This window comes from Duffyella gerundensis (genome assembly GCF_001517405.1).
Lineage (GTDB): Bacteria > Pseudomonadota > Gammaproteobacteria > Enterobacterales > Enterobacteriaceae > Duffyella > Duffyella gerundensis.
On sequence record NZ_LN907827.1, the window covers coordinates 1,030,506 to 1,049,060 of the forward strand.

14 protein-coding genes are annotated in these 18,555 nt (G+C 57.7%); 9 read left to right on the forward strand and 5 right to left on the reverse strand.

The window, feature by feature from the left end:
- Positions 1 to 25 precede the first annotated feature (25 nt).
- Both EM595_RS04650 and sbcD read right to left on the reverse strand, forming a co-directional pair.
- Positions 26 to 3,691, reverse strand: coding sequence for an SbcC/MukB-like Walker B domain-containing protein (locus EM595_RS04650; protein ID WP_067428307.1), 3,666 nt, complete (start codon positions 3,689 to 3,691; stop codon positions 26 to 28).
- Positions 3,688 to 4,911: an exonuclease subunit SbcD gene (gene sbcD / locus EM595_RS04655; protein ID WP_067428310.1), complete on the reverse strand. Its 1,224-nt coding sequence runs from the start codon at positions 4,909 to 4,911 to the stop codon at positions 3,688 to 3,690. The genes EM595_RS04650 and sbcD overlap by 4 nt, the downstream gene beginning before the upstream one ends.
- Positions 4,912 to 5,102: 191 nt before the next feature.
- On the opposite strand from sbcD, the gene phoB reads away from it, so the two are divergent.
- From phoB to proY, 6 genes are all read left to right on the forward strand, one after another.
- Positions 5,103 to 5,792, forward strand: coding sequence for a phosphate response regulator transcription factor PhoB (gene phoB / locus EM595_RS04660; RefSeq protein WP_067428313.1), 690 nt, complete (start codon positions 5,103 to 5,105; stop codon positions 5,790 to 5,792).
- 15 nt (positions 5,793 to 5,807) lie between these two features.
- Complete coding sequence (gene phoR, locus EM595_RS04665) at positions 5,808 to 7,121, forward strand: phosphate regulon sensor histidine kinase PhoR (RefSeq protein WP_067428316.1); 1,314 nt, start codon at positions 5,808 to 5,810, stop codon at positions 7,119 to 7,121.
- An 18-nt stretch (positions 7,122 to 7,139) separates the two neighbouring features.
- The gene (locus EM595_RS04670; RefSeq protein WP_067428319.1) at positions 7,140 to 8,063 is read left to right on the forward strand and encodes a PstS family phosphate ABC transporter substrate-binding protein; all 924 of its coding nucleotides are present in this window, start codon (positions 7,140 to 7,142) and stop codon (positions 8,061 to 8,063) included.
- A gap of 173 nt (positions 8,064 to 8,236) precedes the next feature.
- A complete protein-coding gene (locus EM595_RS04675) occupies positions 8,237 to 9,340 on the forward strand; it encodes a cobalamin-independent methionine synthase II family protein (protein ID WP_067428321.1) in 1,104 nt (367 codons plus the stop codon).
- A 389-nt stretch (positions 9,341 to 9,729) separates the two neighbouring features.
- A complete protein-coding gene (gene brnQ, locus EM595_RS04680) occupies positions 9,730 to 11,049 on the forward strand; it encodes a branched-chain amino acid transport system II carrier protein (protein ID WP_067428323.1) in 1,320 nt (439 codons plus the stop codon).
- A 67-nt stretch (positions 11,050 to 11,116) separates the two neighbouring features.
- Complete coding sequence (proY, locus tag EM595_RS04685) at positions 11,117 to 12,469, forward strand: proline-specific permease ProY (RefSeq protein ID WP_067428325.1); 1,353 nt, start codon at positions 11,117 to 11,119, stop codon at positions 12,467 to 12,469.
- Between the two features lie 54 nt (positions 12,470 to 12,523).
- Here the strand turns inward: proY and EM595_RS04690 are convergent, their stop codons facing one another.
- From EM595_RS04690 to EM595_RS04700, 3 genes are all read right to left on the reverse strand, one after another.
- The gene (locus EM595_RS04690) at positions 12,524 to 13,777 is read right to left on the reverse strand and encodes a histidine-type phosphatase (RefSeq protein ID WP_067428328.1); all 1,254 of its coding nucleotides are present in this window, start codon (positions 13,775 to 13,777) and stop codon (positions 12,524 to 12,526) included.
- A 97-nt stretch (positions 13,778 to 13,874) separates the two neighbouring features.
- Positions 13,875 to 15,140 carry a mechanosensitive ion channel family protein gene (locus EM595_RS04695; RefSeq protein ID WP_067428330.1) on the reverse strand — a complete coding sequence of 422 codons (1,266 nt, stop codon included), beginning with the start codon at positions 15,138 to 15,140 and terminating at the stop codon, positions 13,875 to 13,877.
- Between the two features lie 109 nt (positions 15,141 to 15,249).
- Positions 15,250 to 15,831, reverse strand: coding sequence for an ACP phosphodiesterase (locus EM595_RS04700; RefSeq protein ID WP_067428332.1), 582 nt, complete (start codon positions 15,829 to 15,831; stop codon positions 15,250 to 15,252).
- A 94-nt stretch (positions 15,832 to 15,925) separates the two neighbouring features.
- On the opposite strand from EM595_RS04700, the gene queA reads away from it, so the two are divergent.
- The 3 genes from queA to yajC all read left to right on the forward strand — a co-directional run bounded on the left by queA (position 15,926) and on the right by yajC (position 18,546).
- Positions 15,926 to 16,996: a tRNA preQ1(34) S-adenosylmethionine ribosyltransferase-isomerase QueA gene (gene queA, locus EM595_RS04705; RefSeq protein ID WP_067428335.1), complete on the forward strand. Its 1,071-nt coding sequence runs from the start codon at positions 15,926 to 15,928 to the stop codon at positions 16,994 to 16,996.
- 68 nt (positions 16,997 to 17,064) lie between these two features.
- Positions 17,065 to 18,189 (forward strand): tRNA guanosine(34) transglycosylase Tgt, encoded by a 1,125-nt coding sequence (gene tgt / locus EM595_RS04710; protein WP_067428338.1) that lies wholly within the window; start codon positions 17,065 to 17,067, stop codon positions 18,187 to 18,189.
- Positions 18,190 to 18,213: 24 nt separating this feature from the next.
- Positions 18,214 to 18,546 carry a preprotein translocase subunit YajC gene (gene yajC, locus EM595_RS04715; RefSeq protein WP_067428341.1) on the forward strand — a complete coding sequence of 111 codons (333 nt, stop codon included), beginning with the start codon at positions 18,214 to 18,216 and terminating at the stop codon, positions 18,544 to 18,546.
- The last annotated feature ends 9 nt before the right edge of the window (positions 18,547 to 18,555 follow it).

Consider the following 18,555-nt stretch of genomic DNA (forward strand, 5'->3'; position numbering starts at 1 on the left):
AAAGCCGCCGCCGCCGAAAGCGCGATTACACTGAAAATAGCCGATCCAACTTGCTGTAACCGAGCCCGTTCATTTTCCGCACCCGAATCTGTACCGGAATACGTTCCTTCATCGCCTCCACATGGCTGATCACACCGATGGTTTTGCCGCTGGCGTTGAGCGCATCCAGCGCGTCAAGCGCCACATCGAGCGTGTCGCTGTCGAGCGTGCCAAATCCCTCATCGAGAAACAGCGATTCGATACGCGTCTTGTGGCTGACCAGATCGGAGAGTGCCAGCGCCAGCGCGAGGCTCACCAGGAAGCTTTCGCCGCCGGACAGGGTGCGCGTATCGCGCGCGCTGTCTGCCTGCCAGGTATCAATCACCTGCAGCTCCAGCGCCTCTTCCGATTTACGCTGCAACAGATAGCGGCCATGCAGCCGATCAAGCTGGCGATTAGCGAGCCAGACCAGATGATCCAGCGTCAGCCCCTGCGCGAATTTACGAAACTTATCGCCGCTGCCGGAGCCGACCAGCTCGTTAAGCAAGCCCCAGTTAAGCAGCGACTGCTCTTCGTCGGCAATCTGAGTCAGCAGCGCCGATTGCTGTTCACGCAGCTTGCTATCGCTCTCCAGCTGCTGACGCGACTGACCCTGCTGCTGTGCATTCTCTCGCGCCAGCTGGCGCAGCTGTGCCAGCTTTTCGGTCAGTTCAGCCAGCGGCAGGTTAAGCGCGGGCTGCTTTTGCTGATGAGCGGCGAGGGCAGACTGCGCCCGATCGGCCAGCACGCTGGCGCGCTGCAATGCCTGTTCCGCCTGCTGCTGCGCCGCACGTAATGTCGCGGCCTCGCTGGTATCCAGCAACGCTGCCTGGAATGTGGCTTCATCGTTAAAGCCCTGTTCAGCCAGCGCCTCACGGAACGCAGCGGCGGTGATTTCGGCGCGCTGCCGTAATGTTAGGCACTGAGCGGAAAGCGAACGCTGTTCGCCGTCAAGAATATTAAGCTGATTTTGCGCCTGCTGGCTCTGCTGCGTGGCGGCATTTAACGCCTGTTCGGCCTGCGTTAGCGCCTGTTGCGCCTGCTGACGCGCATCATCGACGCGCCGATCGCCAAGCAGCTGCTGGCGCTGCTGCTGCAGGCTTGCCCGCTGTTGCTGCAGCGATGTCAGCTCCTGCTGCCACTGTTGCAGCTGCGCCTCCTGTTGCTGCAGCTGTTGCGTTAACAGTGCCAGCTGCTGTTGTCGTTCAGCTAGTCGTTGGGCCAACTCGGTAAGTGCGCGCTCACTTTCCTGCCACTGTTGCCACTCCTGCTGGCGTGCCTCAAGCCAGTCGTTGCGCTGGTCAACGGCAGGCGATGCCAGCGGCGCCAGCGAAGCGTGGAAAGCCTCTGCCAGCACGGCGCAGTGCTGCTGCGCTTTTTCCTGCTGTTGGTGAGCCTGTTCAGCGCTGCGCGTCAGGTTGTCCAGCTGCTGAATGAGCAACTGCTGCTGCTGTTGCTGCTGCTGGCACTGCTGCTGCACCTGCCAGTAGTGCTCTTTTGCCTGCTGGACGCGCGTGCTGGCTTGCTGGAGTGTCAGCTGCTGCTGCGCCAGTTGCGCCTCTTCTGCATCCTGTTGCGCCAGCCAGGCGTCGATCTCCGCCTGCTGTTCTGGTGCGATGCTCAGCGCCAGTAATTCGTTTAGCTGCTGCCACTGATGCAGGCACTGCTCGTGCTCCTGCGTCAGCTCAAGCTGCTCGCGCGTCAGCTGTTGCTGCTGCATCTGCACGCCTTCCCGCAGCGCTTTTCTGGCACTGCCTTCTTCGCCCAACTGCTTCACTTCCTGTTCCAGCTGCTGCAATCGCAGCTGGTTTTCAGTGAGGGTTAAGGTCTGATAAGCGTCAATCGCCGGATGTTCACAGGCGCCGCAGAGCGGGCAGGGCGCGCCAGACGTTAGTTGGGCACGATAACCGGCGAGATCGGCAATCTGCTTTTCCAGCTCGCAGCGCTCACGCAGATCTTTTAGATGCTGATGTTTTTCTGCCCAGCGCTGACGCAGCAGCGCCAGCTGTTGTTCATGTTCCTGCTGCTGTTGCTGAAGCTGTTGCTGGCTGTGCTGCTGTTTCTGCTGGCGCGTTGTCAGCTGTCTCAGTTGCGGTGCCAGCAGGGCCAGCCGTTGCCGGGCCGGGCGCTGTTGCATCAGCCGCTCGCTGCTGGCCTGAAGCTGCTCTGGCGCATGCTGCTGGTGCAGCACCGCCAGCGCGCGCTCCGCCTCGGCTGCCTGCTGTTCGGCGATCTGCTGCTGGCTGAGCAGCGGCGCCATCGTTTGCTGCAAGGCATCAAGCTGCTGCTTGTGTTGTTGTCGATCGCGCTGCTGCTGGTTCAGCGCGGCGGTAAGTTCTGCCTGTTGCTGTTCCGCCTGCTGCAGCTGACGAAGCTGTTCACGCCAGGCGGGCAGCGCTTCGCCCCAACGCGCCAGATGCGGATGCGCCTCGCGCCACTGCTGTTGCCGCTGTTGCTGCGTCAGTAAATCCTGAAGGGTCTGCTGCTGCTCACGCTGAGCACGCTGCTGTGTTGCCACGCCAGCGGCATGATCGTCGCAGCTGGTGCGTAGCTGCGCGATCTGCTGATCGATGCGTTCTCGTTGGCTGTCCAGCGGAATCACCTGTTCAGTGAGATGCTGAACCGCTAACTGAGCGTCATACTGCTGCTGACGCCGCGCCGCCGCCAGCGCCAGCGCCTGTTGCAGTTGCTGCTGTTCCGCTTGCTGCTGTGTCATGCGCTGCTGCAATTGGCTTAGCTGCTGTTCAAGCTGCTGCAAATCCTCGTTGACCTGCTGGCGCTGTTGCCACACCGTGCGCAATGCTTCGGCCGGTGCGGCACGTGCCAGACGTTCGCGCTCGGGCGCCAGCTGTTGCCAGTGCTGCTGCGTCTGCTGCTGTTGCTGACTGGCAGCGTCGGCATCCTGCGCCAGCTGCTGCTGCTGTTCATGCCAGCGCTGCGCCTGACTGAGCTGCTCAATCTGCTGATTAAGCTGCTGTTCCTGTTCGCCCAGCACATCCAGCTGCTGTTGCAGATTAGCCACGCTGGCGCTATCCAGCAGCGCCATCGCCGAGGCGCGCGTGCGTAATGATTCCAGCGCCAGCCGTGCGCTTTTATGCCGTTCAAACACCGCTATCGACAGCTGACCATAGATTTCCGTGCCGGTCAGCTCCTCCAGCAGCTCGGCGCGTTCGCCCGCTTTAGCATTCAGAAAGGCGGCAAACTGACCCTGCGACAGCATCATCGATTTGGTGAAGCGAGCAAAATCGAGGCCAGAGAGCGTTTCGATCATCTTCAGCTTGTCGTTGACCTTATCGGCCACGATGACATTGTCATCGCAGCGCGCCAGCTCGACGCGCGGCGCCTGCAGCTTGCCATCCACCGCGCCGCGCGCGCGGTTCTGACTCCAGAAGGCGCGCCAGGCGACGCCTTTGACTTCAAATTCCACTTCGGCGAGACATTCGGCGGTATCACGGGTAATCAGTTCATTCTGCGTCTGCGATAGCGGGCCAAGGCGCGGCGTTTGATGATAAAGCGCCAGGCAGATGGCATCCAGCAGGGTGGTTTTGCCCGCGCCAGTGGGGCCGGTAATGGCAAACAGGCCGTTACTGGCAAACGGCTCGGCGCTGAAATCTATTTTCCATTCGCCGCGCAGTGAGTTGAGGTTTTTAAAACGCAGGGTCAATATTTTCATGTGGACGTCTCATCGTCATTCAGGCCATCAAGCGTTTGCGCAAAGAGCTGACGCAGCGTGGTTTGCTGCTGCTCAGAGAGCGACTCCTGCGCCAGACGCCGGGCAAAGACCTCATCGGGCTGCAGCTCGCTCAGGGTTTCGTTGAGATGGCTGGCGAAATGACGCTCGCGTTGTTCACGGCTGCGGCGAATCAGCAGCACTTCAACCGGCAGATCGGCGGTGAGCTGTTCAATGTGACGCTGCACATCATTGAGGTATTCCAGCGTGGCGATTTCAATATCCAGCCACACCGGTTGCGGATAGTCACCGTGACGGAACGGGGTCAGCTGTTGCTCAATCTCCGCCAGCGATCCTTTCAGAATCTGCATTGGCTGAAACACCGGCACCACCAGCGTCTCGATCTCATTAAGCCGATCGCCGCTGAATTCCAGCAGAAAAACGCTTTTTTCGCTGCCGCACTCGTCAAAGCTCAAAGGAATGGGCGAGCCGCTGTAACGAATAATCTCGCTGCCGCCGATGCGCTGCGCCCGATGAATGTGGCCGAGTGCAATGTAATCAGCGGGCGGAAACGCCTGCGCCGGAAAGGCGTCCAGCGTGCCGATATAGATGTCGCGGACCGCGTCACTTTTAGTCACGCCGACGGTGGTCAGATGGCCGGTGGCGACGATCGGCAGGCGATCGCCGCGGCGCTCGCGTTCGGTCAGCGCCTGCTGATAGCAGCGCTGATAGTGCTCGCTGATCGCTTCCAGCAGGCTCTGCTGTTTTTCACGACCGGACTGCCCAGCGCGGCTGCGCAGAATGTCACGCGGCCGCAAAAAGGGAATGGCGCAGAGCAGCGCGCCCGGCTGACCCTGGCGATCTTTCAGCAGCAGCACCTGATCGGCAGGATCGTCGCTGGCAGCGGCGATCACCCGGGTATTCAGGCAGGCGAGCAGTTCGCGCGACTCATTCAGGGTGGCAACGGAATCGTGATTGCCACCCAGCACCACCAACTCACAGCCGGTGGCCTGCAGCTGCACCACAAAGCGATTGTAGAGTTCGCGGGCGTAGCTCGGCGGCGAGCCGGTATCAAAAATGTCGCCCGCCACCACAATGGCATCCACCTGATGCTGCTCGACACACGCCAGCAGCCAGCTAAAAAAAGCCTGATGCTCCGGTGCGCGGCTTTTGGTGTAGAAAAACTGACCCAAATGCCAGTCGGAGGTGTGAATGATGCGCATGCTGATTCCCGGGCAATGAAAAGACACCGCCGATTATACCGACTGAAAATAAAAAGGGGCGAAGGAAAGCGGTAACAGAAGTGTTAAAAACCGTGCGGCACCCCCGTGCTTTTTTCATAAATCTGTCATAAAACTGACGCATAATGACGCCGCAAATCCCAGTGACCCGGGTCACATTCGCAGGAGCAATAATGGCTAAGCGTATTTTGGTTGTCGAAGATGAAGCCCCCATTCGTGAAATGTTGTGTTTTGTGCTGGAGCAGAACGACTACCAACCAATAGAAGCAGAAGATTACGACAGCGCGATCAATATGCTGATTGAACCCTGGCCGGACCTGATCCTGCTTGACTGGATGCTGCCAGGCGGCAGCGGCATTCAGTTCATTAAACACCTGAAGCGTGAAGCGATGACCCGGGATATTCCGGTGATGATGTTGACCGCGCGCGGTGAAGAGGAAGATCGGGTACGTGGCCTGGAAGTCGGCGCCGACGATTACATTACCAAGCCTTTTTCGCCAAAAGAGCTGATGGCGCGCATCAAAGCGGTAATGCGCCGTATTTCACCGATGGCGGTGGAAGAGGTGATTGAAATGCAGGGATTGAGCCTTGATCCTTCATCGCATCGGGTGATGTCAGAAACCACGCCGCTGGAAATGGGCCCTACTGAATACAAACTCTTGCACTTTTTCATGACGCATCCGGAACGGGTTTACAGCCGCGAACAGCTGCTGAATAACGTCTGGGGCACCAACGTCTACGTGGAAGATCGCACCGTGGACGTGCATATTCGGCGTTTGCGTAAGGCGCTGGAACTCTCCGGACACGATCGCATGGTACAAACCGTGCGTGGAACAGGGTATCGTTTCTCCGCCCGCTACTGATCCGGAGTCACACTCGTGCTGGAACGCCTCTCCTGGAAGAGATTATTGCTGGAATTACTGCTGGCGATTCTGCCAGCCGCTATTCTGGGTTTATTGCTGGGCGGTCTGGCCTGGTTTTTATTGTGTGCGGTGCTGGCCGTGCTGTTCTGGCATTTCTGGCAGTTGATGAAGCTCTCGAACTGGCTGTGGGTTGACCGCACCATGACGCCGCCTACCGGACGCGGCAGCTGGGAACCGCTGTTTTACGGGCTTTATCAGATGCAGTTACGTAACCGCCGCCGCCGCCGCGAGTTGGGCAATCTGATCAAACGCTTTCGCAGCGGAGCCGAGTCGCTGCCCGATGCGCTGGTGTTGACCACCGAAGAGGGCAATATTTTCTGGTGCAACGGCCTGGCGCAGCAACATCTGCGGCTGCGCTGGCCGGAAGATAATGGCCAGAATATCCTCAACCTGCTGCGCTATCCGGAATTCTCCCGCTATATTCGCCAGCGCGATTTTGCGAAACCGCTGACGCTGGTGATGAACAACCAGCGCCACCTCGAATTTCGCGTCATGCCTTACAGCGAAGGCCAGTGGCTGCTGGTGGCGCGCGACGTCACGCAGAAACATCAGCTGGAGGGCGCGCGGCGAAATTTCTTTGCCAACGTCAGTCACGAACTGCGTACGCCGCTTACCGTGCTGCAGGGGTATCTGGAAATGATGAACGATGCCGGCATGGCAGGACGCTCGCGGGATAAAGCGCTGCACACCATGCAGGAACAGACGCGGCGCATGGACAGCCTGGTTAAACAGCTGCTGACGCTGTCGCGTATTGAAGCCGCGCCGGTGGTCGATCTCTCTGAAAAAGTCGATGTGCCGATTATGCTGCGCCTGCTGCAACGCGAGGCGGAAACACTGAGCAGCGGCCGCCATACCATCAGCTTTGATTTTGACAGCGAGCTGAAGGTGTTCGGCAACGATGAGCAGCTGCGCAGCGCCATTTCAAACCTGGTGTACAACGCCGTTAACCATACGCCAGAAGGCACGCATATTCGCGTCAGCTGGCAGCGGGTGCGCGATGGCGTGCGCTTCAGCGTCAGCGATGACGGACCCGGTATCAGCGCAGAGCACCTGCCGCGGCTGACCGAACGTTTTTATCGTGTCGACAAAGCGCGATCGCGGGCAACCGGTGGCAGCGGCCTCGGGCTGGCGATCGTGAAGCATGCGCTCAGCCACCATAACGCCCGACTGGAGATCACCAGCCAGCCGGGTAAAGCCACTACCTTCAGCTTTACCTTGCCACCAGGCTTGATTGTGCAGGCGGATCTGGCTGAAAATGCCGTGCATTAACCCCTTGCAGGCATAACGATGAAAGCGTTGATTTTGGCTCTGCTGCTGCTGACGGGCCCGCTGGCGCAGGCAAAAGAAGGCATGCTGGCCGGCAATCTGACCAGCGTCGGTTCCGATACGCTCGGCTACTTGATGTCGCTGTGGGGCGAGGATTTTAACCGGCTCTATCCTGGCGTTAACGTGCAGGTGCAGGCGGCGGGGTCTTCTACCGCGCCGACCGCGCTGGCTGCCGGTGCCGCGCAGCTCGGCGCCATGAGTCGGCCCATGCAGGCCACGGAACGCCGCCTGTTTGAAGAAAAATATGGCTATCCGCCGCTGGCCATTCCGGTGGCGATGGATGCGCTGGTGGTGATGGTGAATCAGGACAATCCGCTGCAGCAGCTGAGCGTACAGCAGCTGGATGCGCTGTTTTCGGTCACTCGCCGCTGCGGTGGCACACATGTGCCGCAGCGCTGGGGCGATCTGCTGGCGCAGCCGCAATGGCAGAACCGCACGATTGCCCGTCAGGGCCGCAACTCCGCTTCTGGCACCTGGGGTTTTTTCAAGCAGCAGGCGCTGTGCGACGGCGATTTTCGCAACGACGTGGCGGAATTCCCCGGCTCTGCTGCTGTGGTGCAGGCGGTGGCCAGTAACCTTAACGCTATCGGCTATGCCAGCATGGGTTTTCATCTCAGCGGCGTGAAAATCGTGCCGCTGGTTGGTGACGCGGGTACGCCGGTTGCGCCCACCGTGGACGCGATCCGCAGCGGTCGCTATCCCTTTGCTCGTCCGCTCTATCTCTACGTCAATAAAGCACCGGGACATCCGCTTGAGCCGCGCACGCTCGCCTTCGTCAACTATGTGCTCTCGGCGCAAGGACAGGCGATGATTCCGCGCACCGGCTATCTGCCGCTTTCCACTGAGCAGGTGGTACAGGCGCAACGGCTGTTCAACACACCCTGACGCTCAACATGAATTAATTTCATGGGACATGAATTTTCCTCTATTGCGCCGCTGCGTACAGCATGTCAATCTGCCTCCAGACATATAGCCATCCAGATGGCTGTAAATAACAGTTGGTAATTATTTCCTGCCGCAATCACCGGCAGGAAGGATTCACTTTCAGGAGCCCGTTCATGAGCCAGTTCACCGCCCCTTTCCGTGCCGATACCGTTGGCAGCTTCCTGCGTCCACAGGCGATTAAACAGGCGCGCACGCAGTTTGCCGCTGGCGACATTGATGCCGCTACGCTGCGTCAGATTGAAGATGAACAGATTCTCGATGTGGTGAACAAGCAGCGAGCCAACGGCCTGCAGGTGGTCACTGACGGTGAGTTTCGTCGTGCCTGGTGGCACTTTGACTTTTTTGCCGGACTGGACGGCGTGGAGCTCTATGAAGCCGAGCAGGGCATTCAGTTCAACGGCGTGCAGACCAAAGCCCACGGCGTGCGCGTTACCGGCAAGCTCGGCTTCAGTCAGCACCCGATGCTGGAAGATTTCCGCTATCTGAAAAGCATCGCCGGTGATGCGGTGCCAAAAATGACCATTCCCAGCCCAAGCGTGCTGCACTTCCGCGGCGGTCGCAAAACCATTGATGCCGACGTCTATCCGAATATGGATGACTATTTTGACGATCTGGCGCTGACCTATCGCACGGCCATCGCCGCCTTTTACGAGGCAGGCTGCCGTTATTTGCAGCTCGATGACACCGTATGGGCCTATCTCTGTTCGGAAGATCAAAAGCGCCAAATCCGCGAGCGTGGCGACGATCCGGAAGAGCTGGCACGTATTTATGCCCGCGTGTTGAACAAGGCAATCGAAGGCAAACCGGACGATTTGATCATCGGTTTGCACGTCTGCCGCGGCAACTTCCGCTCAACCTGGATCTCCGAAGGCGGCTACGAGCCGGTGGCTGAGATTCTGTTTGGCAGCGTTAATATTGATGCTTTTTACCTGGAATATGACAATGAACGCGCCGGCGGCTTTGAACCGCTGCGCTTTATTAAGCCAGGCAAACAGCAGGTGGTACTGGGCTTAATCACCACCAAACAGGGCGAACTGGAAGACCCGGCGGTGGTGAAAGCGCGCCTGGCCGAAGCGGCGCAGTTTGTCGATCTGAGCCAGATCTGCCTCAGTCCGCAGTGTGGTTTTGCCTCAACTGAAGAGGGCAACAGCCTGACGGAAGCGCAGCAGTGGGCGAAGATTCGTCTGGTGGTCGATATCGCGCAACAAGTGTGGTGATGGCGTAAAGTTGTGCAGACAGGCGCGTAAACCGCGCCTTCTGTGCAACTGAATCGCTTCATATGACCGATATGCTCAGCGACTGTGTAAATAAACTACACATCATGTAATGCTTCTATTGAATAGTTTAAACGATTTCGCTAACTTTCTGCTCGCCCGCGCTATATCACTCTGCTTTTCCGATCCCGTATTGCCTTTCCCCGCTATAAACGATTTACTTGGCGCCGTTGTCCGCATATTGCACTGTGTAAATAACAGATCTGCTCGCTATTTCTGCGTTTAAAGCTCCGCATTATTTTGCCGCTTTTTCCCTGAAGGATGCTGCACGAAAACATCCACAGGCTGGACAACCCAAACATCACTCATCGCAACAACAGTACGGGCCGTCTATGAAACATCGTTTAACTTCCAGGGATATCCTCGCGCTGGGCTTTATGACCTTTGCCCTGTTCGTCGGCGCGGGCAATATTATCTTTCCTCCGGTTGTCGGCATGCAGTCAGGCGATCACGTCTGGGTGGCCGCTATCGGCTTTTTGATCACCGCGGTTGGGCTACCGGTGCTGACAGTCATCGCGCTGGCGCGCGTCGGGGGCGGCATTGACGCGCTCAGTTCGCCGATTGGTAAAGCGGCAGGCCTGCTGTTGGCCACCGTCTGCTACCTGGCGGTGGGCCCACTGTTCGCCACGCCACGTACCGCGACCGTCTCTTTTGCCGTCGGCATCGCGCCGCTGACCGGCGACGGCACCATGCCGCTGTTTGTCTACAGCCTGATCTATTTTGCGCTGGTAATCGCCATTTCGCTCTATCCGGGCAAACTGCTGGATACCGTGGGCCACTATCTGGCCCCGCTGAAAATCGTGGCGCTGACCGTGCTCGGTATCGCCGCGCTGGTTTGGCCAGCAGGCGGTTTGAAATCAGCGGCGGAGAGCTATCAGCACGCAGCGTTTTCCACCGGCTTCGTTAACGGCTATCTGACCATGGATACGCTGGGCGCGCTGGTGTTCGGCATCGTGATTGTCAATGCTGCCCGTTCGCGTGGTGTTGAGGACAGCAAGCTGCTGACCCGTTACACCATTATGGCTGGCCTGATTGCTGGCGTCGGCTTAACGCTGGTGTACCTGAGCCTGTTCCAGCTCGGTTCCGGCATCGGTTCGCTGGTGAAACCGGACGCTAACGGCGCCGAAATCCTGCATGCCTATGTGCAGCAGACCTTCGGCAACTACGGCTCGATTTTCCTTGCCGCGCTGATTTTTGTCGCCTGTATGGTGACGGCGATTGGCCTGACCTGCGCCTGTGCCGAGTTCTTTGCGCAATATTTGCCCTTATCTTACAAAACCCTGGTAATTATCCTTGGCCTCTTCTCGATGCTGGTGTCTAATCTCGGCCTGAGCCATTTAATCCAGATTTCTATCCCGGTTCTGACCGCAATTTATCCGCCGTGCATCGTGCTCGTCGTGCTGAGTTTTACCCTTAGCTGGTGGAATAAAAGTGCACGCATCGTGGCACCGGCTATGCTGGTAAGCCTGCTGTTTGGCATCGTTGATGCCATTAAAACCACCAGCTTTTCCGGCATGCTGCCAGACGTCATGACGCATTTGCCGCTGGCGGAGCAGGGGCTTTCCTGGCTGCCACCGTCACTGGTGATGCTGCTGATTGCGGCAGTGATCGACCGGGTTTTGGGTCGTCAGCAGGTTACTGCGCACCAGTAACCGGCAGTACGGTTTTACGGACCACGGGCTTGCCCGTGGTTTTTTCATTTACAGGTAACAGGTTGTTATGCAAGAGACCAATACGCTCAAACGCGGACTGAGCACGCGCCACATTCGCTTTATGGCGCTGGGATCGGCCATCGGCACCGGGTTGTTTTACGGTTCCGCCGATGCGATAAAAATGGCCGGGCCGAGCGTGCTGCTCGCCTATATTATCGGCGGCGCCATCGCTTACATCATCATGCGGGCGCTGGGCGAAATGTCGGTCAATAATCCGCAGGCCAGTTCGTTTTCACGCTACGCGCAGGAATACCTCGGCCCGATCGCCGGATATATCACCGGCTGGACCTACTGCTTCGAGATCCTTATCGTGGCGATTGCCGACGTTACGGCATTCGGTATTTATATGGGCGTCTGGTTTCCTGACGTGCCGCACTGGATTTGGGTGCTCAGCGTGGTGCTGATCATCGGCGGCATAAACCTGTTGAGCGTGAAGGTATTTGGCGAGGTGGAGTTCTGGTTCTCGTTCTTCAAAGTGGCCACCATCATCATCATGATTCTGGCCGGTTTCGGCATCATTATCTGGGGCATCGGCAACGGTGGCCAGGCGACCGGTATCCATAACCTGTGGAGCAACGGCGGCTTCTTTGCGCACGGTATCGTCGGCATGCTGCTGTCGTTGCAAATGGTGATGTTCGCCTACGGCGGCATTGAAATTATCGGTATTACCGCTGGCGAAGCGGACGATCCGGCCACCTCGATTCCACGCGCCATTAATTCGGTGCCGATGCGTATCCTGGTGTTTTATGTCGGCACGCTGTTTGTGATTATGTCTATTTATCCGTGGAATCAGGTAGGCACCGCAGGCAGTCCGTTTGTACTGACCTTCCAGCATCTCGGTATTGCCGCTGCGGCTTCACTGCTGAATTTTGTGGTGATTACCGCCTCATTGTCCGCGGTGAACAGTGATGTGTTTGGCGTCGGCCGCATGTTGCACGGCATGGCGGAGCAGGGGCACGCACCGAAAGTGTTTATGAAGGTCTCAAATCGCGGCATTCCGTGGGTCACGGTAGTGGTAATGATGATCGCCATGCTGGCGGCGGTTTACCTGAACTATCTGATGCCGGAAAGCGTATTCCTGGTCATCGCCTCGCTGGCAACCTTTGCCACGGTGTGGGTCTGGATCATGATTCTCTGCTCACAGATCGCCTTTCGCCGTAAGATTGGCCCGGAAGCGGCGAAGAAGCTGCAGTTTGCCCTGCCGGGTGGCAGCTATACCGCCGGTTTCGCGGTGATTTTCCTGCTGTTTATCATCGGGCTGATTGGCTATTTCCCCGATACGCGCGTGTCGCTCTATGTTGGCGCCGTGTGGATTGTACTGCTGCTGGCGGGATACAAGCTGGTACGTCGTCAGTCGTAATACGCTGACGGGGCGCAATGCCCCGTCGTCGTGGCGTTAAGCGGTTTCTCGTGATTAATCGTATTCCACCTGCGTGGTCGCGCTGTTATCCACAGCGGCACGCAGGTGCGTCATCATCGTGCTGTATGGGCAAAGCATGCCCGGTTCACGCTTCTCACATCCCTCTGGTGAAAACTCCTGTTCTAACGGTGGCTGCTGCGCGTTAAGCGGCGTCAGATTGCGCAGCTGATCCAGCGACTGTGCCTGAAAATAGATGCGCAGAAAGCGATCGCCGCTACGCGTATCGCGCCAGCGTTCAAACACCAGACGGCTGGCGGGCGGAATATTGCCGCGCGGATAGTTGCCAAGCTGCCAGTGAAAACCGAGCAGGGTGCGCAGATAGGCGATATTGGTGTCATGGCCGACCAGCACCAGCCAGCGGGTGGCGGGCGGGGCGTTAGCGGTGGCTTCCGACTGTAGCGCTTTGCTAACCTGATCGAGCAACACTGCACCGCGACGCTGCGCGATGTAAGGCACATCGTTGGTAAGATCGTAGTTTATGGTCAGCAGCGGCAGCAGGGCCGCGACGTCGTCGGCGCTGCGCACATGGCCGAACGCCACCTCCGACAGCGGATTGTGGTTGCTCCAGGCCAGCCGAATGCTTTCCGCCATGTCGGCCATATCGCGCAGCCCACGAATGCTGGCGCGACCGTCACCGCCTGGCTCAATTTGCCAGCGCTGGGCAAACGTCGGGCAGGGTTTGCCAGGCTGACAAACCGCCTGTTGCAAACGGGCGATATCAGCACGTAATCGATGTTGCAGCGTATTGAGATCGCCGCCGGCGGCCTGCAGGGTCGCGCGATGCACTTTGTGCGGGTCGAGCGCGGCGGCGGGCAGATGCTCACTCTGGAACAGCGGATCGTAGCCGCTGGCGACATGCACCGGCACCTTGCAGCCGGGGAAGGCGCCTTCAGCCAGCGCCTCGGCGGTAGCGCGGGTGCGCTGCAAGGGGCTGGCGCGAATATACACCGCATCATCATCGGGGCAGCCATCAGCCAGCATCCCGGACTCGCGCGCACTTTCTCCGGCATAGCGGCCGTGATTAACGGCCGCCTGATAGCCGTGCGCGGTAAGTTCGCCTGCGGCGGTCTGCCACGCTGGCCAGCGGCGATCGCTGCCCGCCTCCATTGCTTTCTGATTACCCACCGTCGGTGGCCGCACGCTGTGACGGTCGATTTCGACCACTTTTTCCAGCTGCCACGACGACGACGCCGCGGCAGCATTGATTACCAGCATGCTGGCCAGTGACAGAATCCCTGTTTTACGCATTTCTGACTCCTGCAATTTACTGCCGCGTAGTGTGAACCAGAACGGCAGCTATTGCAGTGTTCAATCCTCCTGGATTGAACAGTTCAGCGGAGGCGCGTTACGCCGTGGCGCTGCCGTCGCGTAATCCACTGGCCATCATGCGCATATCGTTGCCGGTTGGCGCCTGATGAACACGCAGACCAAAGGCGGGCAGAACGGCAAAAATATGGTCGAAAATATCCGCCTGAATCCCTTCATATTCGGCCCACGCCGTGGTGTTGGTAAAGGCGTAGATTTCCACCGGTAAACCATCTGCCCCCGGCGCCAGCTGGCGTACCATTAACGTCATCTCCTGATGAATCTGCGGATGTGCGTTAAGCCAGGCTTCCAGCCAGACACGGAAGGTGCCGACATTGGTCAGGCGACGGCCATTTAACGGTGAAGCGAGATCGTAGCCCAGCTGTGCATTGTACTGGCTGACTTCCTGCGTTTTCTGTTCGATGTACGGCACCAGAATGTGCGCGCGCTTTAGCTCGCTCATGTCGTGATCGGTGAGGAAGCGAATGCTGGTGGTATCGATATGCACACTGCGCTTGATGCGCCGCCCGCCCGATTCAGCCATGCCCCGCCAGTTTTTGAAGGAGTCGGAAATCAATGCATAGGTGGGAATGGTGGTGATGGTTTTATCCCAGTTTTGCACCTTCACGGTAGTCAGATTGATGTCGATAACGTCGCCATCTGCGCCATATTTTGGCATCTCCAGCCAGTCGCCGATCTTCAGCATATTGTTGGCAGAGAGCTGAATACCGGCCACCAGGCCGAGAATAGGATCTTTGAATACCAGCATCAGCACCGCGGTCATGGCACCGAGACCGGTGATCAATACCAGCGGGGATTTGCCGATCAGCACGGAGACGATCATGATGATCATCAGGATCGCCGCAATCAGCTTCAGGCTCTGAAAGATGCCGCGCAACGGCAGCTGCTGCGCAATCACGCTGTTAGCGGAAAGCGTCAACAGTACATCCAGCAGCGAGAAGAACACCAGCAGGGCGAAAATCATCATCCAGATTTGTGAGAAGACGATCAGCGCGTTGTGGATCTGAATGCTGTCATAGAGGAACAGCTCAGTTTGTAACTTCAGCAAAATGCCCTGTGCCAGCAGCGCGATGCGGCTGAACAGTTTGCACTGCATCAATGATTTTGCCCACTGATAACGGCCCGCTTCGGCGCGGCGGCGCAGGAATGGCAGTACGCTGCGGTGCAGAATGCTGTTGACCAACAGCGAGATCAGTAAAATAACCGCCAGCACCGCGGCCAGCGCAATAGGTTCGGCGTAGGGGATGGAAAACGCATCCAGCCAGTAGTGAATATAAGAAAGCATAAGTTCCCTGATAAATGTGCGAAAGCAATAAAGGCGGCAAGTCTACCCGCCCCGATGGGCGGATCGACAACAGACCGGTCTGGTTTTCTCAGTTATCAGGGCGATGCAGTTACAGCGTTTTTTGTTGCGCGTCGATCATCATGCGGGGATAAAACTGCCAGAAAAGGCGTTCAAGCAGGGCGTAGTTATCAACGAAGTCGTCATAAGAATCGCGCAGCGCCGCCAGCTTTGGCCGGCGGTTGGCCATACCGTTCAGCACCGGTTGCAGATAGGCGGCATCGGCATAGCGTTCCATCCAGCGCTCACGCCAGAGAATGTGATTGAGCTGCTGAAAGCCTTCGGGCGTACCGGCCAGCTGCGGCATAACTTCCGCTTCCGCCTGAGATAAAAAGTCGCGCAGACTCTGGGTTGGGCTGATCTGCTGCCAGTGGCGAGCGAGAAAATGGTCCCAGATGACGTCTAAGGTGATCGGCGCGACGCGCCGGGTCAGCGCCCGGAAATGGCTGCGCGCTTCACGCACTTCAGCCAGTGAATCCGTGCGGGCATCGATGCGTCGGTGCAGCGCAATGCCCTCGGCAATGGCATCGGGCCACTGAGGCACCGGGTTGCCGCGAATGTAATCTGCCATCAGATTGCCCAGCAGGGCGCTGTCGGCAAGACGAGCCAGATGCAGATGGGCGAGAAAGTTCATAGTGTTGGCGCGATCTCCTGTCAGGAATGGTTCAGAATGTTGAGCTTTTCCGCTAGACTATGCCGCCTGTTTCACACCAGTAAAGAAATAATCTATGCGCGTCGCTGATTTCGCTTTTGACCTACCTGATTCTCTTATCGCCCGCTATCCGCAAACCGAGCGTAGCGGCTGCCGTTTGCTGTCGCTGGATGGGCCGAGCGGTGAGCTGACGCACGGTCGTTTTACCGACGTGCTGGATAAGCTTAATCGTGGCGACCTGCTGGTTTTTAACAATACGCGGGTGATTCCGGCGCGCGTATTTGGCCGCAAGGCGAGCGGCGGTAAAATTGAAGTGCTGGTTGAACGCATGCTGGATGACAAACGTGTATTGGCACATGTGCGCGCTTCCAAAGCGCCGAAGCCGGGCGCGGCGTTGCTGCTGGGCGAAGATGAGAGCGTGAAAGCCACCATGGTCGCGCGCCACGATGCGCTATTTGAGATCGTTTTTGAAGACGATCGCGCGGTGCTGGATATTCTGAATGCGGTAGGGCACATGCCGCTGCCGCCTTATATCGATCGCCCGGACGAAGCCTCCGATCGTGAGCTTTACCAAACGGTATACAGCGAGCGCCCTGGCGCCGTTGCCGCTCCGACCGCCGGCCTGCATTTTGATGAGCCGCTGCTGGCGGCACTGCGCGAAAAAGGCGTAGAGATGGCGTTTGTTACGCTGCACGTTGGCGCTGGGACTTTTCAGCCGGTACGCGTGGATACCATTGAAGAGCACATCATGCATGCCGAATATGCCGAAGTGCCGCAGGAGGTTGTGGATGCGGTGCTGGCCTGTAAGGCGCGCGGTAACAAGGTTGTCGCGGTAGGTACCACTTCGGTGCGCTCGCTGGAAAGCGCGGCACAAGCCAGTGAACAGGCGCTAATTGCCCCGTTCTTTGATGACACCAAAATTTTCATCTATCCGGGCTATCGCTATCAGGTGATCGACGCGCTGATTACCAATTTCCACCTGCCGGAATCGACGCTGATCATGCTGGTTTCCGCCTTCGCCGGTTATCGTCATACCATGCACGCCTATCAACAGGCGGTGGCCGAAGCCTATCGCTTCTTCAGCTACGGCGATGCGATGTATATCACCATGAATCCTCAGGCGATCGACGAAAAGGTCGGCGACTGATTCTCCCGGCAGGGCGTTTCCTGCCGATATCAACATTTACATCAGACTGTTTCTCTGGTGGAGGTAACGTGAAGTTTGAACTGGATACTACAGACGGGCGCGCACGCCGTGGCCGCCTGATTTTTGATCGTGGCGTAGTCGAAACCCCTGCGTTTATGCCGGTCGGCACTTACGGCACGGTGAAAGGCATGACGCCGGAAGAAGTGCTGGAAACCGGCGCGCAAATTATTCTCGGTAACACGTTCCATCTCTGGCTGCGTCCGGGGCAGGAAGTGATGAAGCTGCACGGCGATCTGCACGATTTTATGCAGTGGAAAGGGCCGATTCTTACCGACTCCGGCGGCTTCCAGGTATTTAGCCTGGGCGATATCCGTAAAATCACCGAAGCGGGCGTGCATTTCCGCAATCCGATTAACGGCGATCAGATCTTCCTCGACCCGGAAAAGTCGATGGAAATTCAGCACGATCTTGGCTCTGATATCGTGATGATTTTTGATGAGTGTACGCCGTATCCGGCCGACTGGGATTATGCCAAACGGTCAATGGAGATGTCGTTACGCTGGGCGCAGCGCAGTCGCGATCGCTTTGATTCCCTTGGAAATAAAAATGCGCTGTTCGGCATTATTCAGGGCAGTGTTTACGAAGATTTACGAGATGTCTCCGTTAAAGGACTGGTAGAGATCGGCTTTGATGGGTACGCTGTGGGCGGCCTGGCGGTCGGTGAGCCAAAAGAGGATATGCACCGCATTCTTGAGCACGTTTGTCCGCAGATTCCCACTGACAAACCGCGCTATCTGATGGGCGTCGGCAAGCCGGAAGATCTGGTGGAAGGCGTGCGCCGCGGCGTCGATATGTTCGACTGTGTCATGCCAACCCGCAATGCGCGCAATGGCCATCTTTTTGTGACCGATGGCGTGGTGAAAATCCGCAATGCGAAGCATAAAGCTGATACCTCCCCGCTGGATGCGGAGTGTGATTGCTACACCTGTCGCAATTACAGCCGTGCCTACTTGCATCATCTCGACCGCTGTAACGAAATACTGGGCGCGCGTCTGAACACCATTCACAACCTGCGTTATTACCAGCGTTTGATGGCTGGTTTACGTCAGGCTATTGAAGAAGGTAAATTAGAGCGCTTCGTGACCGAGTTCTACGAGCGGACGGGCAAAGCAGTTCCGCCTTTAAACGTCTGATAATTAATCAATGAGGGAAATTTAATGAGCTTTTTCATTTCTGACGCCGTGGCTGCAGCAGGCGCTCCGTCACAGGGAAGTCCTTATTCTCTGGTAATCATGCTGGTTGTATTTGGTCTGATCTTCTATTTCATGATTCTGCGCCCGCAGCAAAAGCGTGCTAAAGAGCACAAGAAGCTGATGGATTCCATCTCCAAAGGTGACGAAGTGCTGACCACCGGCGGCCTGGTGGGTCGCGTGACCAAAGTTGCTGAAACCGGTTACGTTGCGATTGCCCTGAATGACACCACCGAAGTGGTTGTGAAACGTGATTTCGTGGCTGCCGTCCTGCCGAAAGGTACGATGAAAGCGCTTTAATTCTTTGTT

What these genes read in the sequence shown, in the direction of transcription:
- EM595_RS04650 (WP_067428307.1), bottom strand. Translation starts at nt 3,691, where the DNA reads ATGAAAATATTGACCCTGCGTTTTAAAAACCTCAACTCACTGCGCGGC.
- sbcD (WP_067428310.1), bottom strand. Translation starts at nt 4,911, where the DNA reads ATGCGCATCATTCACACCTCCGACTGGCATTTGGGTCAGTTTTTCTAC.
- phoB (WP_067428313.1), top strand. Translation starts at nt 5,103, where the DNA reads ATGGCTAAGCGTATTTTGGTTGTCGAAGATGAAGCCCCCATTCGTGAA.
- EM595_RS04670 (WP_067428319.1), top strand. Translation starts at nt 7,140, where the DNA reads ATGAAAGCGTTGATTTTGGCTCTGCTGCTGCTGACGGGCCCGCTGGCG.
- EM595_RS04675 (WP_067428321.1), top strand. Translation starts at nt 8,237, where the DNA reads ATGAGCCAGTTCACCGCCCCTTTCCGTGCCGATACCGTTGGCAGCTTC.
- brnQ (WP_067428323.1), top strand. Translation starts at nt 9,730, where the DNA reads ATGAAACATCGTTTAACTTCCAGGGATATCCTCGCGCTGGGCTTTATG.
- proY (WP_067428325.1), top strand. Translation starts at nt 11,117, where the DNA reads ATGCAAGAGACCAATACGCTCAAACGCGGACTGAGCACGCGCCACATT.
- EM595_RS04690 (WP_067428328.1), bottom strand. Translation starts at nt 13,777, where the DNA reads ATGCGTAAAACAGGGATTCTGTCACTGGCCAGCATGCTGGTAATCAAT.
- EM595_RS04695 (WP_067428330.1), bottom strand. Translation starts at nt 15,140, where the DNA reads ATGCTTTCTTATATTCACTACTGGCTGGATGCGTTTTCCATCCCCTAC.
- EM595_RS04700 (WP_067428332.1), bottom strand. Translation starts at nt 15,831, where the DNA reads ATGAACTTTCTCGCCCATCTGCATCTGGCTCGTCTTGCCGACAGCGCC.
- queA (WP_067428335.1), top strand. Translation starts at nt 15,926, where the DNA reads ATGCGCGTCGCTGATTTCGCTTTTGACCTACCTGATTCTCTTATCGCC.
- yajC (WP_067428341.1), top strand. Translation starts at nt 18,214, where the DNA reads ATGAGCTTTTTCATTTCTGACGCCGTGGCTGCAGCAGGCGCTCCGTCA.